The sequence below is a fragment of the Lentzea sp. NPDC006480 genome, assembly GCF_040611995.1.
GTDB lineage: Bacteria > Actinomycetota > Actinomycetes > Mycobacteriales > Pseudonocardiaceae > Lentzea.
This window is the reverse complement of sequence record NZ_JBEXPJ010000018.1, coordinates 21,220-41,267: the sequence shown is the minus strand read 5'-3', so window position 1 is coordinate 41,267 and position 20,048 is coordinate 21,220. Positions and strand designations below refer to the sequence as shown.

Genomic DNA, 20,048 nt, shown 5'->3' with positions numbered 1-20,048 from the left:
ACGAAAGGGCCCCGCGTACGGCCAGGCGAGCAGGGCGGGTGACTACGGGGTGCGGCGCATCGTCAGGTGCGGGATGCCGTCCTCGATGAACTCCGCACCCTCCGCCACGAAGCCGAACGACGCGTAGAAGTCCGCGACGTAGGTCTGCGCGTCGAGCACGCAGGACGTGGTGCCGATGTCCGCCAGGGCAGCCTGCATCAGCCGGCGGCTGTACCCGCGGCCCCGAGCCATGCGGGCGGTGGCGACCCGGCCGATGCGGAAGGTGCCGTCCGGCTCCTCCAGCAGGCGCAGGTAGGCGAGCGGGTCGTGCGAGCCGTCGGCTTCCAGCCAGAAGTGCCGGCTTCCCGGTTCCAGGTCGCGGCCGTCCACGTCGCAGTAGACGGAGTTCTGCTCGACTACGAAGACGTCCTGGCGCAGCCGCAGGATGGCGTAGAGCTGGGCGGGGCTCAGGTCGAGTCCCCACTGCCGGCGCAGGGTGGCCGGAAACTGTGTGGTTCGCACCGCACCTTGGATATCAGAAGCCCAGCACGGACCGGTAGTGCGCGAGACGGGTGTAGACGCCCGGTTCATCCGCCCGCGCGCAGCCGCGGCCGTACGACACGACGCCGGCCAGCCTGCCCCGGACGACCAGAGGGCCGCCGGAATCGCCCGTGCACGCGTCACGGTTTCCTCGTCCTGCGCACAACATCGCACCCGGCCGGTAGTCCGGCTCCTTCAGCATGCACTCCTGGTCCGACAAGATCGGCACGGTCACCTTGCGCAGCGTCATGGCCGGTGGCGTGTTCTCGGCGGTGCGGCCCCAGCCGAGGACGGTGCCCTCGTCGCCCACCTCGCCCAAGGAGATCGTTCGGTACGGCAGCTCGCGGGCCAGCGTCAGGATCGCCACGTCGTCGCCCTTGGTGACCTCACGGTAGTCCGGGTGCCGCCACACGTCGGCGACCTGGACTTCGACGCCGTCGCCACGAGAGCGCAGGTCGGTGCGGCCCGCTACGACGTGGAGCTGCGCGGCCGGGCGCTGGTCCTTGCCGAGCACGCCCTTCAGCGTGGCGCAGTGGGCGGCGGTCATGACCTTGTCCGGCGCCACCAGGGCGCCGCCGCAGATCAGCTGGCCGTCGGTGGTGGTGATCGCCACAACCCACGGGGTGTCCGACACCCGCGCGGGTGTCCCCCCAACGATCGCATCAGCCGAAGACGCACCGTTGACCAGCGCGATCACCGCTGCGATCACGGCAAACCGCTTACCCCTCACGGACCACTCCTCGTTGCGCCAGGTGGACGATTGGTCACCTACGGTAGCGATCGCGCTAGGACGGCGTCAAAACCGGAGATTCTCGTGTTAGTGTCCCGTTAGACCGGAGATTTTGCGGTCAGTGGCACAGATCACGGGGGTATGTACGGTGTTGTTCGACTTCGGCCAGGTTCCGGCCTTTCTCATCGCGTGCGCGGTCGTCATCGTGACCCCCGGTGTTGACGCGTTCCTGTTGCTGCGCACGTCACTGCGGTCGGGCACCCGCTCCGGGCTACTGGCGCTGGCGGGGATCCACTCGGCCGCGGCGGTCCAGGTCGCGCTGGTGATCTCGGGCCTCGGCGTGGTGCTCGCGCGGTACCCGATGGTGCTCACGGCACTGCGCTGGATCGGTGCGGCCTACCTGCTCTACCTCGCGGTTTCCATCGCGCGCGGCCTCATCAAGCGAGACGCGGACCAACCGGAAGAGGTCATCAGCAACCGGCCGTTCCGCCAGGGCTTCCTGACCAACATCACGAACCCGAAGATGATCCTCTTCTCGCTCGCGTTCCTGCCGCAGTTCATCGGATCGGGTGAACCGACACCTCAGCTCGCGATGCTGGCGGCGGTCTTCCTCGGCCTCGCCGCGATCTGGGAGCTGATGATCGTGCTGGCGGCCTCCCGGATGGCCGGGAAGCTCAAGCGGCCAGGCGTCACGACGGCGCTCGACGCGGTCTGCGCGACGGTGTTCCTGAGCATGTCCGTGGGGCTTGTGCTCTGAGGCAGACTCGCTTGCGTGGCGGATCGACTGCAGGCCCTGCGCGACGCACTGGCCGCGCATCCCGGTGAACCCGTGTCGTTCGACCAGCTGGTCGCCGAGGTCTGGCAGGGCGATCCGCCGAAACACCCGCGAGCGGCGCTGCGCACGTTGGTCCAGCGGCTGCGCGCCACCGAGCGAGTGATCACCGAACCGTCCGGTTACCGGCTCGTCGCCCGCCCGCCCGCACCTTGCCAGCTGCCCGCGGACCTGCCTGATTTCGTGGGCAGGAAAGAGGAGTTCGCGAAGCTGCGGGAGCTGGACGCACCGGTGCGGGTGATCACCGGCCTGCCCGGTGTCGGCAAGACCGCGCTCGCCGTGCGGGAGGCCTACCGGTTACGCGAGCAGTTCCCGGACGGCCAGCTGTACGTCAACCTGCGCGGCTACTCCACCGGCCCGTCGATGACCGTCGAGCAGGCGCTCGCCAGGTTCGTGAAGGTTCTCGGCGGCGGCCCGGAGGACGACTACCGGGCGCTGCTGCGCAACCGGCGGGTGCTGGTGGTGCTCGACAACGCGACCGAGGACGTGATCGCCCCGCTGCTCCCCGAGGAGCCCGGCTGCGCGGCGTTGATCACCAGCCGCGCGGAGATGCCGAAGTTCCCGCAGGTCAACTTGGGTGTGCTGGCGGATCTGGAAGCACGCGAGCTGCTCGAACGGATGCGCGTCGACGGCGACACGAACGAACTGATCGAGCTGTGCGCGCGGCTGCCGCTGGCTCTGCGCATCGCCGGGGCCAACCTCGCCGGCCGCCATCTGCCGGACTACGTGGCGGAACTGCGCGAGCACCGGCTGGAGGCGTTGGAGATCGAGGAGGACGACACCGCCGTGCGGGCGGCGTTCGACCTCTCCTACCGGAAGCTGTCGGAACGGGCGCGGCGGACGTTCGACTTCCTCGGCGCCGTGCCGGGTCCGGACATCCCGCGCACCCTCGTGGGTGACACGATCGACGAGCTCGTCGTGGCGAACCTGGTGCAGAGCAACGGAAACGACCGCTACCAGCTGCACGACCTGCTGCGCCTGTACGCCCATTCCCGTGCGACACCACAAGACCGGCGCACGGTCTTCGACTGGTACCTCGCCAGGGCGGACGGTGCCGACGCCGCGCTGAACGCCGGATTCACCCGACTGCTGCCGCCTGTGCCGGAAGCCGTGCCGTTCGCCGACGAGCACGAGGCCCAGGCGTGGTTCGAGGCCGAGCGGCTGAACCTGGTCGCACTGGCCGAGGACCAGCCGGACGCCGCACTGGTCGCCGCTCTGCGCGCACACCTGTCCCTCACCGGGCCCTTCGCCGACCTGCGCTCGATCGCCCGTGCCGCGCTCGCCAGGGAGACCGGGCAACGCGCGGCCGCGATGCGCGTGTGCCTCGGGTATCTGGACTACCGCTTCGGTGACCACCGCTCCGCCATCGAGCACTGCGAGCGGGCGATCGCCGAGTTCCGGGCCGCGGGCCGGCAGGCGGAGGAGTCCGTGGCGCTCAACATGCTCGCCGGCGCCTATCACAGCCTCGGCGAGCTCGACCTCGCGCGCAGGCATCTCGGTGCGGCGATCGAGCTGTACCTGGCGAACGACCTGAAGCCGAACCTCATCGGCGGCCTCGGCAACCTCGGGTTGCTGGAGCTGGAGCTCGGCAACCTCGACGCCGCGGAGAAGACGCAACGCCGGTCGATCGGGCTGGCGCGCGAGATGGACTACGTGAGCCAGTTAGCGAACCAGCTCGGCAACCTCGCCACGGTGCTGACCGCGCGCAAGAAGTTCGCGGAGGCGGAGGAGGCTTTCCGCGAGGCGCTGGAACTGGCCGGGCGGCACGGCCTGCGTCCGATCGAGATGTTCGTGCTGGTCGAGTTCGCCGAGCTGTTCGCCACCACCGGCAGACGTGACGAGGCCCGCGACCACGCTCTGCGCGCGCTCGAGATGGCCGGGCAGGACAACCCGTTCATCGAGGTCAACGCACGCCTGGTGCTCGCGGGGTTGCACCGTTCGATCGCCGAGTACGACGACGTGCACCGGCGCGCGGCCGACGCCGAGTTCCGGCTCCTGGAAGTGCTCGCACTCGCGGGCAAAGCGGCTCTGTTACGCGAAAACGGCGACGTAGAAGCCGCGAACACGTTGTGCCACAAGGCGATCGAGCGTGCGGAGGCAGCCGGGTTCCGCTACCGCGCCGATCTGGTGCGTGCTCAGCTCAAGTAGGTCGTGACGCGCGTGTAGACGCCAGGGGCGTTGGGGCGGGCGCACCCGATACCCCACGACACGATCCCGGCGAGCCTGCCGTCCACCACGAACGGTCCGCCGGAGTCGTCGACGCACGAGTCGATCCCGCCCTCGGGATACCCGGCGCAGAACATGGCCTCGGCGTCGTACCGCGCGTACGTCCCGGCGCACTGCTCGTCCGCCATCACCGGGATGGAAGCCTTGTGCAGCAACGGACTCTTGTCCGTGTCGTTCTCCGCCTGCCGCCCCCACCCGTACACGACACCGACCTTGCGCGCGGCGTAGACACCGGTGGTGGAGGCAACGGGCAGCACCCGGTACGGCATGGGCCGAGCGAGCGTCAGCAAGGCGATGTCCTTGCCACGCGAGGGAGTCGAGTACCCGTCCGCGATCTGGTACTTCGCGACGACGGACGTCGATCCGCCATCGGTGCGGAGGTCGAGCCTGCCACCGACCACGGTGATCGAACCGGGCTGGCGGCCGTAGACGCAGTGCGCCGCCGTAGTCACGAGATCGGGCCCGACCAGCGCGCCGCCGCAGAACTGGTAGCCGGACGACGTCGTGAGGGCGACCGTCCACGGCGCCTCGTCGGCGTTCTCGACCACGACACCGCCGACGACTCTGGGCTCGGCGTGCGACGGGGTCACCGTGATCACGAGCAGAGCCAGAACCGCCACGAGCAGACGCATGCACCCCACTGAACCCAGGGGCCTAGGAGCCGACAACTCCAGTCGGCAAAGCATCCACGACCGGGTGAAGGTCCTTCGCGTACCGGGAGAGCCGCACGTACACGCCGGGCTTGCCCCTGCGCGCACAGCCCTCGCCCCACGACGTGACGCCGACGAGCTTGCCGCCCGCGACGATCGGGCCGCCCGAGTCGCCCTGGCAAGTGTCGATCTTGCCGCCGTCGTAGCCCGCGCAGAACATGTCCGTCTTCACGAACTGCGGGTACGCCTCCACGCAGTAGTCGTCCGGCAGCACCGGCACCGTGGCCTGCATGAGGAACCGCGACGTCTTGCCGTTCTCGCTGGTGCGGCCCCAGCCGAGCGCGCGCAACGGCGTGCCGGGCTGGTAGAGCGCCCGATCGGTCAGCTCGGCGATGGGCAGCGGGGTGTACGGCAGCGGGCTCTTGAGCGTCAGGACGGCCACGTCCTCGCCCTCGTCCGCCGAGATGTACTGCTTGTGGATCCAGATGTCCGCGGGCATCACCGACACCCCGGAACCACGATCTTGCTTGTCCTCACGGCCGGCGACAACGCGCAGCTCACGGGTGCTGCGGCCGACAGCGCAGTGGGCCGCGGTGAGCACCTTGGACGGCGCGACGATCGTGCCGCCGCAGAACTGCATGCCGTTGTCGTCGGTCAGGTAGACCGCCCACGGGTTGGCCTCGATCGAGGCCCGCTCGCCGCCGATGACCTGCTCACCGGCGGCGGCGGTGCCTGTCGACACCAGCATCGCGGCCGCAACCAGCACCAGGAGTCGTCTCATGACTCCAGATGGTAGCTACTCCGCTGGGCCGTTCGGAGCAACCTTGCTCCACATCCTGCCCGCGGCCCCCATGACGGACTCGCCGATGTCGTTGATCGTCTTGATCAGCGGGTCGGCGGAGTTGCTCATCGACTCCTTGTACGACCGGGCGGCGGACTTCACGTCGTCCGTGAGGTTGGTCGTCGGCCGGTCGTCCTCGCGGCGCGGATACGTGCCGGTCAGGATGTCGCGGTACTCCTCGCTCGCGGCCCAGCGCTGCAGCTCGGCGGCCCGCACCACGACCAGCGGGTGCGAACGGTGCTCGGTGTGCAGGAGCTTGAGGAGGCTGTCGCGGATGTCCTCCACCTCCTCGTACTCCTTCGCCTGCGCGAGGAACGACGCGATGTCGACCTGACCACCCAGGTCACCGGCCATCGCCAGGTGCGTGCGCAACGCGGCCTGCGGGTCCTGGCACGCGAGCAGGCCCGCGCGGTCGCAGGACAGCTCGGTCTTGCGCTGCCACTCGCGCAGCGCCGCGATGACCGCCCGCATGGCGATCGCGCCCGCGGGCACCCAGGCGAACGACGTGGTGAGGTCGATGAGCCGGCGCAGCAGCGTGTTGTAGAGCGCGTGGCCCGACATCACGTGGCCCATCTCGTGGCCGATGAGGAACCGCAGCGACTCGTTGTCGAGCAGGTCGACCGCACCGGTGCTGATCACGATGAACGGCTTGTCGATGCCGTAGGTGAAGCCGTAGACCTGCGCGTTGCGCTCGACGTAGAGCTCGGGGACCTCGTCGAGGTCGAACGTCGCCGCCACCTCGTTGCGGATCCGGTCGATCAACGGGTACTGCTTCGGGCCGACCCGCACGGAGGAAGCCACCTGGAGCAGGCGCTCACCACGCTCGGAGAAAGCACCGGCGACCGCCTTGAGGATCGGTGCCACGGCGGGCACCGCCCTCAGCACCGCGAGGGCGCCTCGGTCGGCTGGATGTTCATAGGCGCGCGGACTGATGCCTGGAAACCGCACCCTCGACGACTGCTCAATATCCCCCGTCACACCCCCAGGTTAGACACGATCCGGACAAGGCTGCACGGAATCGGCGCCGGATGGTTGCAAACTGACGCGGTGACCGACGAAGACACCACCGTCCTGCCGCTGCGTGGCGGTGCTTCCGCGACCCTGGTCCGCAGGCGTGCCGCGGCCAACGACCGCGGCGCGATCCTCTACGTGCACGGGTTCGCCGACTACTTCTTCCAGGAGCACGTGGCCGAGCACTACACGGCCCAGGGCTACGACTTCTACGCGGTCGACCTGCGCGGATACGGCCGCTCGCTGCGCGAAGGCGAGGTCCCGAACTACACGACCGACATGGCCGTGTACTTCGAGGAGATCGACGCCGCCGTCGCCAAGGTTCGCGAAGAGCATTCACGTGTCGTGCTGATGGGCCACTCGACCGGTGGCCTCACCACGTCGTTGTGGGCGCATGAACGACGCTCCAGCGACCTCATCACCGCGTTGGTGCTCAACAGCCCGTGGCTGGACGTCGTCGAGCCGCCGTTCATGCGCCAACTGGTTCGCGTGATCGGTCAGATCGCACCCAAGGTGAAGATCCGCGCGAACCTCGGCGACGCCTACGGGTCGGCGATCCACAGCTCGCGGCACGGCGAGTGGGACTTCGACCTGAAGTGGAAGCCGCTCGCGGGCTTCCCGGTGCTCGCGGGATGGATCCGGGCGATCCTCATCGCGCAGGAGAAGGTCCACAACGGACTCGACGTGCGGGTGCCCGTGCTGGTGCTGCACTCGGACAAGAGCATGTTGAACGCCAAGGCCTGGAGCGAGGACGTGTCCAAGGCGGACGCGGTGCTCGACGTCGAGGGCATGAGGAAGTGGGGTCCGAAGATCGGATCATCCGTCAAGGTCGTGGAGATCAAGGACGGCATGCACGACCTGTTCCTCTCGTCCGAGCCGGTGCGGGCGGCCGCGCTCGCCGAGATCGACGAGTTCCTGAAAACGGCTTGACCTCGTCGTAGGTCGAGGTTCGAGACTGGTCGTCATGAACATCGACTTCAACGCCTGGTACGCGCTCGAAAGCGCGATGCAGGACGAGAAGAATCGCCGCGTCAGCCGGGCGACGTTGAAGCGCGTCGCCCGGTTCGCACGGCCGCAGCGCCGTGCCGTGTACGCGTTGCTGGCCACGAGTTCCGTTGCCGCCGTGCTGGCCGTGGCCTCGCCGGTGCTGGCCGGCCGGGTGATCGACCAGATCGTCGGCGGCCATGACATCGGGCTCGTCGTGTGGCTGGCTCTGGCGATCGCCGGGGTGGCGGTGCTGGAGGCCGGCTTCTCGCTGGCAGAGCGGTGGCAGTCGTCGCGGGTCGGCGAGGACCTGATCCTGCGGCTGCGGCAGTCCGTCTTCGACCACGTGCAACGGATGCCGATCGCGTTCTTCACCCGCACGCGCACCGGAGCGTTGGTGTCGCGGCTGAACAACGACGTGATCGCGGCGCAGCGGGCGTTCTCCGAGACGATCTCCGGCGTGGTCACGAACGTGATCGCGCTGGTGTTGACGCTGGCCGTGATGCTGACGCTGTCGTGGCAGGTCACGGTGCTCGCGATGGTGCTGCTGCCGATCTTCCTGATCCCGGCGCGGCGGATGGGCAAGCGGTTGGCGTCCATGCACCGCGAGGCCGCCAACCTCGACTCGGCGATGACGACGCAGATGACCGAGCGGTTCTCGGCGCCGGGCGCGACGTTGATCAAGCTGTTCGGGCGGCCGTCGTTGGAGAGCATGGAGTTCGGAGCGCGCGCTCGGCGCGTGCGGGACATCGGCGTGCGGACTGCTGTGGCGCAGTGGCTGTTCCTCGTCGCGTTGACTTTGGTGTCGTCGTTGGCGCTCGCGTTGGTCTACGGGCTGGGCGGGTACTTCGCGATCGTCGGGCAGATGGCGCCGGGGACGATCGTGACGCTGGCCTTGTTGTTGACGCGGTTGTACGCGCCGTTGACCGCGTTGGCCGGCGCACGGGTCGACGTGATGACCGCGCTGGTGTCGTTCGAGCGGGTCTTCGAGGTGCTGGACCTGCCGCCGCTGATCAAGGAGAAGCCGGGCGCTGTCGCCGTTCCGGATGGACCGGTCTCCGTGGAGTTCTCGGACGTCCGGTTCGCCTACCCGTCCGCGGACAAGGTGTCGCTGGCTTCGCTGGAAGAGGTCGCGTCGCTCGACACCCGTGGTGGTGAGGAGATCCTCGGCGGGATTTCGTTCGTCGCCGAGCCTGGATCGTTGATCGCGCTGGTGGGTGCGTCGGGTGCGGGCAAGTCGACCGTCGCCTCGTTGGTTCCTCGCTTGTACGACGCGGACTCCGGCTCTGTTCGGCTGTCCGGGGTGGACGTTCGGGAGCTGTCGTTCGACTCGATCCGCGAGACCGTGGGCATGGTGACGCAGGACGGGCACCTGTTCCACGAGTCGATCGGGGCGAACCTGAGGCTGGCCGCGCCTTCTGCCTCCGATGAGGAGTTGTGGGACGCGTTGAAGCGCGCTCGGCTGTCGGACCTGGTGTCGTCGTTGCCGGATCAGCTGGACACCGTGGTGGGGGAACGCGGCTACCGGTTGTCGGGTGGCGAGCGGCAGCGGCTGACGATCGCGCGGTTGCTGCTGGCCAAGCCGCGCGTGGTGATCCTGGACGAGGCGACCGCACATCTGGACTCGCGCTCCGAGGCGGCGGTGCAGGAGGCACTGGTCGAGGCACTGGCCGGGCGAACGTCGTTGGTGATCGCGCACCGGCTGTCGACGATCCGGGCCGCCGACCAGATCCTCGTGGTTGACCACGGTGCGATCGTCGAGCGTGGTACGCATGAGGAGCTGCTGGCCCTGGAGGGCCACTACGCCAAGCTGTACCGCACGCAGTTCAGCGAAGAACCGATCGGAACGCCATGACCATTCCCTCGCCCGACAACCTCTACCCGCTGCCGGACATCGCCCGGACCGTGCAACTGCGGCCGTTGGTGAAGAACCCGCAGATCGAGGTCGGTGAGTACACCTACTACGACGACCCGTTCCACGCCGAGGAGTTCGAGCGCCGCAACGTGCTCTACAACTTCGGCGAGGAGAAGCTGGTCATCGGGCGGTACTGCGCGCTGGCCGAGGGGGTCCGGTTCATCATGTCCGGTGGGAATCACCGGACTGACGGGGTGTCGACCTTTCCGTTCACGATCTTCGGCGGGGCTTGGGGCGAGAAGACGCTCGACATCGCGTTGGGGGCGGCTTCTCGTGGGGACACCGTGGTGGGCAACGACGTCTGGATCGGGTACCAGGCTTTGATCATGCCTGGGGTGCGGATCGGGAACGGGGCGATCATCGCGTCCGGGTCGGTGGTGGTGTCGGACGTGCCGGCTTACGGGGTGGTCGGCGGGAATCCGGCGAAACTGCTGAAGAAGCGGTACAGCGACGAGGAAATCGAGTTGCTGGAGCAGATCGCCTGGTGGGACTGGCCGGTCGAGAAGGTCACCGAGCACGTCCGGGTGATCATGGCCGGGACGCCCGCGGAGCTGGCCGAGGTGGCGGGCTGAGATCGGTTTGGCGGCGACCGAGTGAACTTTGGCGGCGAATCGATCTGAGCGCGCGACCATGAGCACATGGAGTACGACCGCTACTGCGACCTGACGATGCGCGGCGGCACGACCAGCGGTGTTGTGTACCCGCTGGCGGTTGCGTCGCTGGCGCGCCACTACGAGTTCAAGCAGATCGGAGGGGCGTCCGCCGGGGCCATCGCGGCGGGGTTCACCGCGGCGGCTGAACGCGGGCGTGGTTCCGGTGGGTTCGAGAAGCTGGCCAAGCTGATCGACTGGTTCACCTCCGGGACCGGGGCGGAGCAGTGGCGGATGGCGCAGTTGTTCCAGCCCAACGAGAAGACGCGGGCGCTGTACCGGATCGTCGTGGCGACCATGCAGAAGCGGGACACGACCGGGCGCAGTGCGATCTCGTGCCTGTTCTTCGCGTTGCTCGGCGCTGTTGGCCTGCGGGCGAAGGCCGTGCTCGCGTTGATGGCGTTGTTGTGGCTGGGCGGGCCGGTGCTGTGGTCGGCGTGGCTCGCGCCCGCGACGTATCCGGGGTGGCTCGCCGCGCTGGTCGTGGTCCTCGCGCTGGCGTGCGTGGTGCTGGCGCTGTGGCCGTTGCGGGGCAGTTTGCCGTGGCCCGCCTGGGTGTTCGTGGCAGTGCCGCTCGCGCTCGGACTGGCGTTCTCGCGGCACTACGCGACTGCGGCCGTCGTGTTGCTGGTGTGGCTGGTGCTGACGCTGGCCGCGGTCAGCGCGTTGATCGTCACGTACGGGTATGCCATGCAGCGGTACATGAAGAACAACGCGCGGTCCATCCACTTCGGACTCGTGCCGGGCACCGGCGACTTCACGCCGTCGTTGCTGGACCGGTTGGCGGGCATGCCGAAGTCGACAGGGGTGCCGCCGCTCGCCGACTGGATCGCGGACAGGCTCGACGACCTCGCCGGGACCGAGCACGCGTTGACGTTCGGTGATCTCGGCGACATCAACCTCGTGCTGATGACCACCGACCTGTCCCAGGGACGGCCGTACCGGTTGCCGTTCAAGGAGAACTGGCAGTACTGCGAGGAGTGTCTCGGGTACGTGCTGCCGCGCCGGGTCGTCGAGCAGATGAACGGGCCGGAGCTCAAGGCCAAGTGCCCGCTGCACGAGCACATGCCGTTGCGGGACCTGCCTTCCCGGGACCGGCTGCCGGTCGTGCTGGCCGTGCGGATGTCGTTGTCGTTCCCCAGCTTGATCGCGGCGGTGCCGTTGTGCCGGGACGGGCGGGTGCACTGGTTCTCGGACGGTGGCATCACCAGCAACTTCCCGATCCACTTCTTCGACTCGCTGCTGCCGCGGTGGCCCACGTTCGGACTGAGCCTGCAGGCATACCCGAACGGCGACACGAACGAGGTGTGGCTGCCGGAGCAGGACGCGTCCACCTCCGGCACGCCCTACTCGTCGCTGAACTCGATGCCGAGGTTCCTGGTGTCCATTTTGGACACGTTCCTGGACTGGCGGGACACGATGCAGTCGGCGTTGCCGGGGTATCGAGGACGCATCGCGCACGTGCGGCAGGCGGAGGACGAAGGCGGCACGAACCTGTTCATGCCGCCGGCCACGATCAGGAAGCTGGCGTTGCGCGGGCAGAAGGCCGGGGATCTGCTGCGGGAGCGGTTCGAGCAGCAGGAGAACACGGACCGGTACCGGTGGATCCGGCTGCGGATGGCGGTGCGGGAGTACCAGGAGCTCGGCGTGCAGGCCGAGGAGCGCGACGCGATGTACGAGGAGCTGCTCGCGCGGTTCCAGATTCCCGAGGCGCTGCACGAGTGGTTCACGACTCCCCCGGCCGACGGTGACCCCTACCGGGCCCAGATCGAGGTCGCGCTGGACGACGTCGGGCGGTTGAAGGACGACGGGCCGTTCGACGGGGTGCCGCCGGTCGATCCGGATTTGCGGCTGACGCCACCCGAGTGAGAGCGGTAGCCTGGGCGCATGACGCGATTTAGCCACCCCCGGCCTGCGGCGGTGGCGCGCGCTTAAAACCTTCCCGTTGGCCGGGGGACTCCGCATCCCACCAGGACCACGCAGAACGGGAAGAACCCCATGTACCGCACCGATGAACTCGTGCGCGCCCTGAGCGTGCGCGACCTCAGCGATCCCGCGCAAGGCCCGCACGCGATGCAGTTGTTGATCAAAGATCTGCTCGCCGTCCTGGACGATCCCCAGGAAGTTCGCCAGCACCCGCTCGTGCCGGTGGAGCACAACTACGAGCGGCTCGGTTATCCGGCGGACGCGGTCACCCGGGAGGCGCGCTACACCAGGTACGTCAGCGAGACGTGCATGCTGCGCAGTCACACGACGGCGATGATCCCGCCGGCGATGCGGGCGTCGACACCGGACGTGACGCTGGTCTGCCCCGGACTCGTGTACCGCCGTGACACGGTCGACCGCCTGCACACCGGTACTCCGCACCAGCTGGACGTCTGGCGGATCAGCAGGAGTCAGGAGGACTTCCGCGAACTGGTCGACGTCGTGGTCAGGACTTCGTTGCCCGGCAAGCGCTATCGGATGATCGACGCGCAACACCCGTACACGACGGAGGGCAAGCAGATCGACGTCTCGCACGACGGTGAATGGGTGGAGATCGGCGAAGGCGGGCGGACCGCGCGCCACGTCCTCGAAGACCACCCGCACGGCCTCGCGACAGGATGGGGACTCGACCGGCTCCTGATGCTGCGCAAGGGAATTCCGGACATCCGGCTGTTGCGCAACGAGGACCCGCGGATCGCCGCGCAGATGCTCGACCTCGACGAGTACCGGCCGATCTCACGACATCCGGCCGCGATCAGGGACATCTCGATCATGGCTCACGAGAGCGAGGACATCGAGACGCTGGGCGACCAGATCCGCGCGCTCACCCCGGAGGACGTGATCGAGGAGATCGCGATACTCAGCGAGACGCCTGCCGAGGACCTGCCCGCACACGTTCAACAACGCCTGGAAGCCAAGCCCGGCCAGAAGAACGTGCTGATCCGCGTGACGATGAGGGCACCGGAACGCACCCTCACCGACCGCGAGACGAACGAGATACGGGACAGGCTGCTTCAGGGCTTGCGGGCGACGGCGCCGTAGATGGCCGTGTGGTCCTCGTAGGAGTCGGGCCGCCAGTCGTTGACCGGGACGACGCCCGGCTCCAGCATCTCCATGCCCTCGAAGAACCGGCTCACCTGCTCCTTCGTGCGCATGGTGAGCCGGTTGTCGGAGCTGTTGTAGATCTTGGCGACCCGCGCCGCCTCGGACTTCTCCTCGTCGCTCAGGCCGTCCCAGGTGGCGTGGGTGATCGCCAGGTGCGAACCGGGCGCGAGCGCTGAGGTGTACTCGGCGACGGCCTCGTACGGGCTGTCCGTGTCCGGGACGAAGTGCAGCGCCGCGATGATCAGCACGCCGATCGGACGGCTGAAGTCGAGCGTCTCGCGGGCGCCTTCGAGTACGGCGGAGGTCGCACGCAGGTCGGCGAGGATGGCGTTCGCGTTGGGGTTGTCGGCCAGCAGCGCGTTGCTGTGCGAGACCGCGACCGGCTCGAAGTCCACGTAGACGACGCGGGCGTCCGGGTTGTCGTGCTGGGCGATCTCGTGGACGTTGCCGACGGTCGGGATGCCGGAGCCGAGGTCGAGGAACTGGTCGACGCCCTGCGAGACGAGGTGGCGGACGACCCTGCGCAGGAACGAGCGGTTGGCCTGGGCGCTCTGGGCGACGCCGGGGAAGATCTGCTCCACCTGCTTGGCGGCGGCGCGGTCGGCTTCGAAGTTGTGCGAGCCACCCAGGTAGTAGTCGTACATCCGCGCGACGCTCGGGCGCGTGACGTCGACCGTGGACGGGACCCACTTCAGCTCTTCCATCACGCGCGCATCCTTGCCCGTGTACACACGAGTGTCCACCGACGTCACCCGTTGCGCGGCGCTCGCTCACAGCGAACAACGGAGGGGAACACCACCACGCTCCAGATGGTTGAGCGGTACAGACTCAACTTTGGAGGGTGACGAGATGGGCGAGACTCTGGCCCTGCCGGTACTGCCGCTGGACGACGTCGTGGTGCTGCCCGGCATGGTGGTGCCGATCCGCATCTCGGGTGCGGACGCGAGCGCCGAGGCACGTGCGGCCGTAGACGCGGCTACGACGGCCGCGAATCATCAAGTGCTGCTCGTCCCGCGGCTGGACGGGAAGTACGCGGCGGTGGGCACACTGGCCGAGATCGAGCAGGTCGGACGCCTGCCCGGTGGTGAGCGCGCGGCAGTCGTGCGCGGCACCAAGCGCGTGCGCATCGGCACGGGCACCACGGGGCCGGGCGCGGCGCTGTGGGTGAACGCGACGATCGCGGACGAGTCCCCGATCACCGAGCGGACCCGTGAGCTCGCCCGCGAGTACCGGGCGCTCGTCACGAACATCCTGCAGACGCGCGGCGCGTGGCAGATGGTCGACTCGGTGCAGCAGATCAGCGACCCGTCGGCGCTGGCCGACCTCGCCGGGTACGCCTCCTACCTCGACGAGAAGCAGAAGATCTGGCTGCTGGAGACGTCCGACGTCACCACGCGGCTGGAGAAGCTGGTCGAGTGGGGCCAGGCGCACCTGACCGAGCTCGACGTCAACGAGACGATCGCCAAGGACGTCAAGGAAGGCGTCGAGAAGCAGCAGCGGGAGTTCCTGCTGCGCCAGCAGATGGCCGCGATCCGCAAGGAGCTGGCCGAGCTCGACGGCAAGCCCGCCACCGAGCAGGAGGACTACCGGGCTCGTGTCGAGGCCGCCGACCTGCCGGAGAAGGTGCTCAAGGCCGCGCTGACCGAGGTCGACAAGCTGGAGCGCACCTCAGAGCAGTCGCCCGAGGTGGGCTGGATCCGGACGTGGCTCGACACCGTTCTCGAGATTCCGTGGAACGAGCGGACCGAGGACTCCTACGACATCAAGGCCGCGCGCGAGATTCTCGACGCGGACCACGCCGGGCTCGACGACGTGAAGCAGCGCATCACGGAGTACCTGGCCGTGCGCAAGCGGCGCGCCGACCGCGGCCTGGGCGTCGTCGGCGGACGTCGTTCCGGTGCCGTGCTGGCTCTGACGGGCCCTCCCGGCGTTGGCAAGACCTCGCTCGGCGAGTCCGTGGCACGCGCGATGGGCCGCAAGTTCGTGCGCGTGGCACTCGGTGGCGTGCGCGACGAGGCCGAGATCCGAGGCCACCGCCGCACGTACGTCGGCGCGTTGCCGGGCCGGATCGTCCGCGCGATCAGCGAGGCCGGGTCGATGAACCCGGTCGTGCTGCTCGACGAGATCGACAAGGTCGGCTCCGACTACCGCGGCGACCCCACGGCGGCGTTGCTCGAGGTGCTGGACCCGGCGCAGAACCACACGTTCCGCGACCACTACCTGGAGGTCGAGCTGGACCTCTCGGACGTGGTGTTCCTCGCGACCGCGAACGTGCTGGAGTCGATCCCGGCGCCGTTGCTCGACCGGATGGAACTGGTGCAGCTCGACGGCTACACCGAGGACGAGAAGGTCACGATCGCGAGCGACCACCTGCTGCCGCGCCAGCTCGACCGCGCCGGCCTCACCGCTGAGGACGTCAAGTTCGAGAAGCCCGCGTTGCACCAGCTCGCGAGCGAGTACACCCGCGAAGCCGGTGTGCGGCAACTGGAGCGCGCACTCGCACGGGTGCTGCGCAAGGTGACCGCGAAGGTGGCGCTGGGCGATTCGGAACTGCCCGTCGTGGTCGACCAGCCGTCACTGAAGTCGTACCTGGGCAGCCCGAAGAACACGCCGGAGTCGGCCGAGCGCACCTCGGTTCCCGGGGTGGCAACGGGTCTGGCCGTCACGGGTGTCGGTGGCGACGTGCTGTTCATCGAAGCCTCGTTGGCACCCAAGGACACCGGAGCTTCCGGTGTGACCCTGACCGGTCAGCTGGGCGACGTGATGAAGGAGTCCGCGCAGATCGCGTTGTCGTACCTGCGTTCGCACGACGACAAGGCGGCGACCCTGGAAGGCCGCGGCGTGCACATCCACGTCCCGGCGGGTGCGGTGCCGAAGGACGGTCCGTCCGCGGGCGTCACGATGACGACGGCGCTGGCGTCGCTGCTGTCGGGCCGCCCGGTGCGCTCCGACGTGGCGATGACGGGTGAGATCTCGTTGACCGGCCGGGTGTTGCCGATCGGTGGCGTGAAGCAGAAGCTGCTCGCCGCCCACCGCGCGGGCATCACGACGGTGCTGCTGCCGTCGCGCAACGAGCCGGACCTGGACGACGTGCCATCGGCGATCCGCGAGCAGCTGACTGTGCACCTGGTGTCGGACGTGGCCGAGGTGCTGGAGCACGCTCTCTCGCAGGAGAACGCCGCAGCCGTTGCGGCGTAAGGATTTCTAGACCCCTCGTGGGGGCAGTAGCGGCGACTGCTGTCCCCACGAGGCTTTTTCACGTCAGTTGCGACCGATGTCGATGACGAGCCTGGCCGGGTCCCTCAGCTGGGTAACCCGGTGCCACGAGCTGGTGTTGGCGTAGCCGACGGCAATGCCGAGGTCCGCCTCGAAGTCGCACGTGAGGGCAACCCTGCGGACGTTGTACAGGCCGGGCGTCGCGAAGTTCTGCGAGCCGGTGTACGTCGGGTTCCCGTTGTCGTCGTGGGCGGCGGCGCCCAGCACCTGGACCGCGAGGATCTCGCTGCTGCCAGGCATGGAGATCGGGGCGCCGGACGCACAGCCGGCGACACCGCTGACTTCCCTGACCCGGAAGTCCGGGGTCAGACCGGACATGTCCAGCACCACGCGGTCGTACTCGGGGTGCTGACCGGTGCGGATGTTCGTCAGGTAGGGCGTGGTCTGCGCCGACGCCATCGGCACCACGAAGGTGAAGACCGCGAGCACTGCCATCAGCACCGCGGCCAAGCGTCTGTTCTTCATCATTGGCCCCCTTCTCAGGGCTTCTCGATGAAAGAACAGACGCGTGACCCGCGTCACAGTTGCGTCAGCTGTAGTAGATGTCCACGACATACCGCAACGGACCAGTGGTCGTGAACCAGGCGTCGACCCGCCGGTTCGCGTCCTTCGTGCCGATCGCGATCGACAGGTCAGCCTCGAAGTCACAGGTGAACACGACGCTCTTCACCTGCGGCAGGTTCGGCCGCAGGTCGCGGGACCCGGGGTAGGTCGGTTGCCCGTTCTCGTCGTGCGCGGCGGCCGGCTGCAGCCGCACCTCCACGAACTCCGCACCCGGCGCCGAGATCGGCTTGCCGGAGCCGCAACTGGTCGGCTCAGTGGTCCGCGAGTAGCTCGCCCCCGGCTGGGCACCGGTCAGGTCGAACACCACGCGGTCGAACGTCGGGTGCTGCCCCGTCCGGACGCCGGTCAGCAGCGCGTTGTCGGCGGCCGACGCACTCGGAACGATCGTCACCGCCATCACGGCAGCGGCGAGCACAGCGATGAATCGCTTCATGAAGATCCCCCTCTTCACAGATCTTGCTACCCCAGAAAGTCCTCCAGCGGAACTGGAGTCAACCCATCTTGCTTGGCGCGGTTCAAAAACGCCGTGAAATCCTCGACGAAAGTCGTCCGGAAGTGCATCAGGACGATGTCGCCCGGCTTGAGCTTGTCCCCCATCTGGAACTGCACGTGGCCGTCGTTGACCGCGGCCGTCCAGTTCACCAGCGCCTTGAACCCGCAGCTGGCGGCGGCCTTGCGGGTGTTCATGTCGTAGTTGCCGAACGGCGGCCGGAACAGCGTCGGGCGCTTGCCGTAGTCGGCGGCGAGGAAGTCCGCGTTGCCGCAGATCTCCTGCCTCTGGAACTCGTACGGCTTGCCTTGCAGGTTCGGGTGGTTGGTCGTGTGGCTGTGGACCGTCACCGGTAACTGCTTGAAGTAGTCCTTGTGCCCCTCGGCGTACTTGGTGTTGAGGAACACCGACGGCCACACGCCGGCGTTGACCATCAGCTCCTGCGCCTTCGGGTGCTGCACCGCGCCGTCGTCGATCGTGATGAACACGTACGGCTTGTCCATCGGAATGTGCGTGACCACGGGCACCATGCCGTCGGCGGTCGCGGGCGCGTGGGCCTGCACCGTGCCGTACGGGTACGGCGGCTCGAACATGCGCTTCGGCCGCTCGGTCGTGGTCGTCGTCGGCGCCGGCGAGGACGTCGTGAGAACGGGACCACTGGGTTGCGCGTCTGGCGCCTCTCCGCATGAGACAAGCCCGGCAACCAGTACAAATGCAGCAGCTAGCCGCAACCTGGACATCGTATTTCCCCCTCCACGCGGAAGACGCCGCGCAGGCCCTCATGGTTGCACGGGGATAGGCTCGAACTGATCACAAAGAGGAGGAGAAACGATGAGCCTCGAGCGCCCGGTCGCTCCCGACCCCTACCAGTTGCTCCCGCAGGTCGGCACCTTCGACGTGACGTCGTCGGACGTGCGCGACGGCGAGCAGCTCCCCGACGCCCAGGTCTTCGAGGGCGGTAACACCTCGCCCCAGCTCTCGTGGTCCGGCTTCCCCGCCGAGACGCGCAGCTTCGTGGTCACCTGCTTCGACCCCGACGCCCCCACCCCCTCCGGCTTCTGGCACTGGGTGGCCGTGAACCTCCCCGCGACCACCACCTCGTTGGACACCGGCGCGGGTGCCTCCGACGGCACACTTCCGGGTGACGCGTTCCACGTGCGGTCCGACTACGGCACCAAGGCGTTCGGTGGCGCGGCCCCGCCCAAGGGCGACCACCCGCACCGCTACTACTTCGTGGTGCACGCGGTCGACGTCGACAAGCTGGACGTGGACGGGGACGCCTCGCCTGCCGTGGTGAGCTTCAACCTCGCGTTCCACACGCTGGCCCGGGCGATCATCACGCCGACTTACCAGCACTGACGGCCCGGCCGGCTCGCTGGGACGTGCCCAGCGAGTTGGCCAGGCTCGCGCCGCAGATCAGCAGAATGCCGACGATCTGCAGCGGGTGGATCCTGGTGCCGTAGACCGACATGTCGACGATGATCGCGACCACCGGGTAGACGAAGGACAGCACGGCGATCAGCGACGTCGGCAGCTTCTGGTAGCTCGCGTACAGCAGGACGTACATGACGCAGGTGTGGATCACGCCGATGCCGGCGAGCCACGCCCAGCCGCCGCCGATCGACGCGGTGCCGGAGAAGTCCACGAACGGCAGCAGCAGGAAGATGCCCGCGGTGACCTGAACGAGGGCGATCAGGTGCGGGCGGATTCCCTTGAGCTGCTTGGCGACGATCGTGGCGAACGCGTAGAGCAACGCGGCGAGCAGCGCCTCGCCGATGCCGAGCAGGTAGGAACCGCTCACGGTGACACTGGTGATGTCGGTGACGAGCACGACGCCGACGAACGCGACACCGACCCAGCCGAGCTTGGCCGCGGTGAGCTTTTCCTTGAACACCAACGCTCCCAGCAGCACGACGTAGAACGGCTGCGTGTGGTAGACGACGGTCGCGAGCGAGATCGACGTCTTCTCGTAGGCGGAGAACAGGAACGCCCAGTTGTAGACGATGAACACGCCGCCCAGCAGAGCGAGCAGGAACGTCTTGCGGGTGAAGCCGGTGTCGCTGAAGAAGCCCCGGACCCAGCAGTACAGACCCAACGCCCCAGCGCCGAACACGCAGCGGCAGAACGCCACGGTGAACGGCTGCGCGCCGGACTCGAAGACGAACACGCCGATGGTCCCGGACAACACCATGGCGATCGTCAGCTCGACGATCCCCTTCTTCTGCAGCTCAGCCGCCTGAATGCTCATGGCGCCAAGTTTGCGATAGCTC

The 20,048-nt window shown here is 68.1% G+C and carries 19 protein-coding genes; 9 read left to right on the top strand and 10 right to left on the bottom strand.

From position 1 onward, the window contains the following. Nucleotides 1–42: 42 nt before the first annotated feature. Both ABZX92_RS10265 and ABZX92_RS10260 read right to left on the bottom strand, forming a co-directional pair. Nucleotides 43–501, bottom strand: a complete 459-nt coding sequence (locus ABZX92_RS10265) for a GNAT family N-acetyltransferase (protein ID WP_355556126.1) — start codon at nucleotides 499–501, stop codon at nucleotides 43–45. A 13-nt stretch (nucleotides 502–514) separates the two neighbouring features. After that, nucleotides 515–1,228: a serine protease gene (locus tag ABZX92_RS10260; RefSeq protein ID WP_355556123.1), complete on the bottom strand. Its 714-nt coding sequence runs from the start codon at nucleotides 1,226–1,228 to the stop codon at nucleotides 515–517. 169 nt (nucleotides 1,229–1,397) lie between these two features. Here ABZX92_RS10260 and ABZX92_RS10255 point away from each other — a divergent pair, with 169 nt between their 5' ends. Both ABZX92_RS10255 and ABZX92_RS10250 read left to right on the top strand, forming a co-directional pair. Next, nucleotides 1,398–2,006 (top strand): LysE family translocator, encoded by a 609-nt coding sequence (locus tag ABZX92_RS10255; RefSeq protein WP_355556120.1) that lies wholly within the window; start codon nucleotides 1,398–1,400, stop codon nucleotides 2,004–2,006. 15 nt (nucleotides 2,007–2,021) lie between these two features. Continuing rightward, on the top strand, nucleotides 2,022–4,229 hold the full coding sequence (locus ABZX92_RS10250) for a tetratricopeptide repeat protein (RefSeq protein ID WP_355556117.1): 2,208 nt from the start codon (nucleotides 2,022–2,024) through the stop codon (nucleotides 4,227–4,229). On the opposite strand, the gene ABZX92_RS10245 is transcribed toward ABZX92_RS10250, so the two are convergent. From ABZX92_RS10245 to ABZX92_RS10235, 3 genes are read right to left on the bottom strand one after another with little or no spacing between them, the layout of a single operon-like run. After that, nucleotides 4,217–4,939 carry a serine protease gene (locus ABZX92_RS10245; RefSeq protein ID WP_355556114.1) on the bottom strand — a complete coding sequence of 241 codons (723 nt, stop codon included), beginning with the start codon at nucleotides 4,937–4,939 and terminating at the stop codon, nucleotides 4,217–4,219. The two genes, ABZX92_RS10250 and ABZX92_RS10245, sit on opposite strands and share 13 nt — an antisense overlap. A 22-nt stretch (nucleotides 4,940–4,961) precedes the next feature. After that, on the bottom strand, nucleotides 4,962–5,738 hold the full coding sequence (locus tag ABZX92_RS10240; RefSeq protein WP_355556111.1) for a serine protease: 777 nt from the start codon (nucleotides 5,736–5,738) through the stop codon (nucleotides 4,962–4,964). Nucleotides 5,739–5,753: 15 nt separating this feature from the next. Further along, nucleotides 5,754–6,776: a M48 family metallopeptidase gene (locus ABZX92_RS10235; RefSeq protein ID WP_355556108.1), complete on the bottom strand. Its 1,023-nt coding sequence runs from the start codon at nucleotides 6,774–6,776 to the stop codon at nucleotides 5,754–5,756. A gap of 69 nt (nucleotides 6,777–6,845) precedes the next feature. On the opposite strand from ABZX92_RS10235, the gene ABZX92_RS10230 reads away from it, so the two are divergent. The 5 genes from ABZX92_RS10230 (at nucleotide 6,846) to ABZX92_RS10210 (ending at nucleotide 13,385) form a co-directional block, all read left to right on the top strand. Continuing rightward, a complete protein-coding gene (locus ABZX92_RS10230) occupies nucleotides 6,846–7,739 on the top strand; it encodes an alpha/beta hydrolase (RefSeq protein ID WP_355556105.1) in 894 nt (297 codons plus the stop codon). Between the two features lie 34 nt (nucleotides 7,740–7,773). Next, entirely contained in the window at nucleotides 7,774–9,648 is a 1,875-nt protein-coding gene (locus ABZX92_RS10225; protein WP_355556102.1) for an ABC transporter ATP-binding protein, read from the top strand. Beyond that, the gene (locus ABZX92_RS10220; protein WP_355556100.1) at nucleotides 9,645–10,280 is read left to right on the top strand and encodes a CatB-related O-acetyltransferase; all 636 of its coding nucleotides are present in this window, start codon (nucleotides 9,645–9,647) and stop codon (nucleotides 10,278–10,280) included. The genes ABZX92_RS10225 and ABZX92_RS10220 overlap by 4 nt, the downstream gene beginning before the upstream one ends. 66 nt (nucleotides 10,281–10,346) lie before the next feature. Next, nucleotides 10,347–12,227 carry a patatin gene (locus tag ABZX92_RS10215; RefSeq protein ID WP_355556097.1) on the top strand — a complete coding sequence of 627 codons (1,881 nt, stop codon included), beginning with the start codon at nucleotides 10,347–10,349 and terminating at the stop codon, nucleotides 12,225–12,227. A 129-nt stretch (nucleotides 12,228–12,356) separates the two neighbouring features. Next, on the top strand, nucleotides 12,357–13,385 hold the full coding sequence (locus ABZX92_RS10210; RefSeq protein ID WP_355556094.1) for a hypothetical protein: 1,029 nt from the start codon (nucleotides 12,357–12,359) through the stop codon (nucleotides 13,383–13,385). Here the strand turns inward: ABZX92_RS10210 and ABZX92_RS10205 are convergent. Continuing rightward, nucleotides 13,358–14,191: an SAM-dependent methyltransferase gene (locus tag ABZX92_RS10205; RefSeq protein ID WP_355556091.1), complete on the bottom strand. Its 834-nt coding sequence runs from the start codon at nucleotides 14,189–14,191 to the stop codon at nucleotides 13,358–13,360. The two genes, ABZX92_RS10210 and ABZX92_RS10205, sit on opposite strands and share 28 nt — an antisense overlap. A gap of 106 nt (nucleotides 14,192–14,297) precedes the next feature. Here ABZX92_RS10205 and lon point away from each other — a divergent pair, with 106 nt between their 5' ends. After that, nucleotides 14,298–16,646, top strand: coding sequence for an endopeptidase La (gene lon / locus ABZX92_RS10200; RefSeq protein ID WP_355556088.1), 2,349 nt, complete (start codon nucleotides 14,298–14,300; stop codon nucleotides 16,644–16,646). 63 nt (nucleotides 16,647–16,709) lie between these two features. Here lon and ABZX92_RS10195 read toward each other — a convergent pair whose 3' ends face one another. From ABZX92_RS10195 to ABZX92_RS10185, 3 genes are all read right to left on the bottom strand, one after another. Beyond that, nucleotides 16,710–17,189, bottom strand: coding sequence for a hypothetical protein (locus ABZX92_RS10195; RefSeq protein WP_355556085.1), 480 nt, complete (start codon nucleotides 17,187–17,189; stop codon nucleotides 16,710–16,712). 64 nt (nucleotides 17,190–17,253) lie between these two features. Beyond that, on the bottom strand, nucleotides 17,254–17,721 hold the full coding sequence (locus ABZX92_RS10190; protein ID WP_355556082.1) for a hypothetical protein: 468 nt from the start codon (nucleotides 17,719–17,721) through the stop codon (nucleotides 17,254–17,256). 26 nt (nucleotides 17,722–17,747) lie between these two features. Continuing rightward, nucleotides 17,748–18,371, bottom strand: coding sequence for a polysaccharide deacetylase family protein (locus tag ABZX92_RS10185; protein ID WP_355556079.1), 624 nt, complete (start codon nucleotides 18,369–18,371; stop codon nucleotides 17,748–17,750). A 238-nt stretch (nucleotides 18,372–18,609) separates the two neighbouring features. Here ABZX92_RS10185 and ABZX92_RS10180 point away from each other — a divergent pair, with 238 nt between their 5' ends. Further along, a complete protein-coding gene (locus ABZX92_RS10180; RefSeq protein ID WP_355556076.1) occupies nucleotides 18,610–19,137 on the top strand; it encodes a YbhB/YbcL family Raf kinase inhibitor-like protein in 528 nt (175 codons plus the stop codon). On the opposite strand, the gene ABZX92_RS10175 is transcribed toward ABZX92_RS10180, so the two are convergent. Next, a complete protein-coding gene (locus ABZX92_RS10175; protein ID WP_355556073.1) occupies nucleotides 19,115–20,026 on the bottom strand; it encodes a DMT family transporter in 912 nt (303 codons plus the stop codon). The genes ABZX92_RS10180 and ABZX92_RS10175 overlap by 23 nt on opposite strands. Between the last annotated feature and the right edge of the window lie 22 nt (nucleotides 20,027–20,048).

Excerpts from the sequence above, each read along its gene's own strand:
- ABZX92_RS10245 (WP_355556114.1), bottom strand. The coding sequence starts at position 4,939 with ATGCGTCTGCTCGTGGCGGTTCTGGCTCTGCTCGTGATCACGGTGACC.
- ABZX92_RS10240 (WP_355556111.1), bottom strand. The coding sequence starts at position 5,738 with ATGAGACGACTCCTGGTGCTGGTTGCGGCCGCGATGCTGGTGTCGACA.
- ABZX92_RS10225 (WP_355556102.1), top strand. The coding sequence starts at position 7,774 with ATGAACATCGACTTCAACGCCTGGTACGCGCTCGAAAGCGCGATGCAG.
- ABZX92_RS10220 (WP_355556100.1), top strand. The coding sequence starts at position 9,645 with ATGACCATTCCCTCGCCCGACAACCTCTACCCGCTGCCGGACATCGCC.
- ABZX92_RS10215 (WP_355556097.1), top strand. The coding sequence starts at position 10,347 with ATGGAGTACGACCGCTACTGCGACCTGACGATGCGCGGCGGCACGACC.
- ABZX92_RS10210 (WP_355556094.1), top strand. The coding sequence starts at position 12,357 with ATGTACCGCACCGATGAACTCGTGCGCGCCCTGAGCGTGCGCGACCTC.
- lon (WP_355556088.1), top strand. The coding sequence starts at position 14,298 with ATGGGCGAGACTCTGGCCCTGCCGGTACTGCCGCTGGACGACGTCGTG.
- ABZX92_RS10195 (WP_355556085.1), bottom strand. The coding sequence starts at position 17,189 with ATGAAGAACAGACGCTTGGCCGCGGTGCTGATGGCAGTGCTCGCGGTC.
- ABZX92_RS10190 (WP_355556082.1), bottom strand. The coding sequence starts at position 17,721 with ATGAAGCGATTCATCGCTGTGCTCGCCGCTGCCGTGATGGCGGTGACG.
- ABZX92_RS10185 (WP_355556079.1), bottom strand. The coding sequence starts at position 18,371 with ATGTTCGAGCCGCCGTACCCGTACGGCACGGTGCAGGCCCACGCGCCC.
- ABZX92_RS10180 (WP_355556076.1), top strand. The coding sequence starts at position 18,610 with ATGAGCCTCGAGCGCCCGGTCGCTCCCGACCCCTACCAGTTGCTCCCG.
- ABZX92_RS10175 (WP_355556073.1), bottom strand. The coding sequence starts at position 20,026 with ATGAGCATTCAGGCGGCTGAGCTGCAGAAGAAGGGGATCGTCGAGCTG.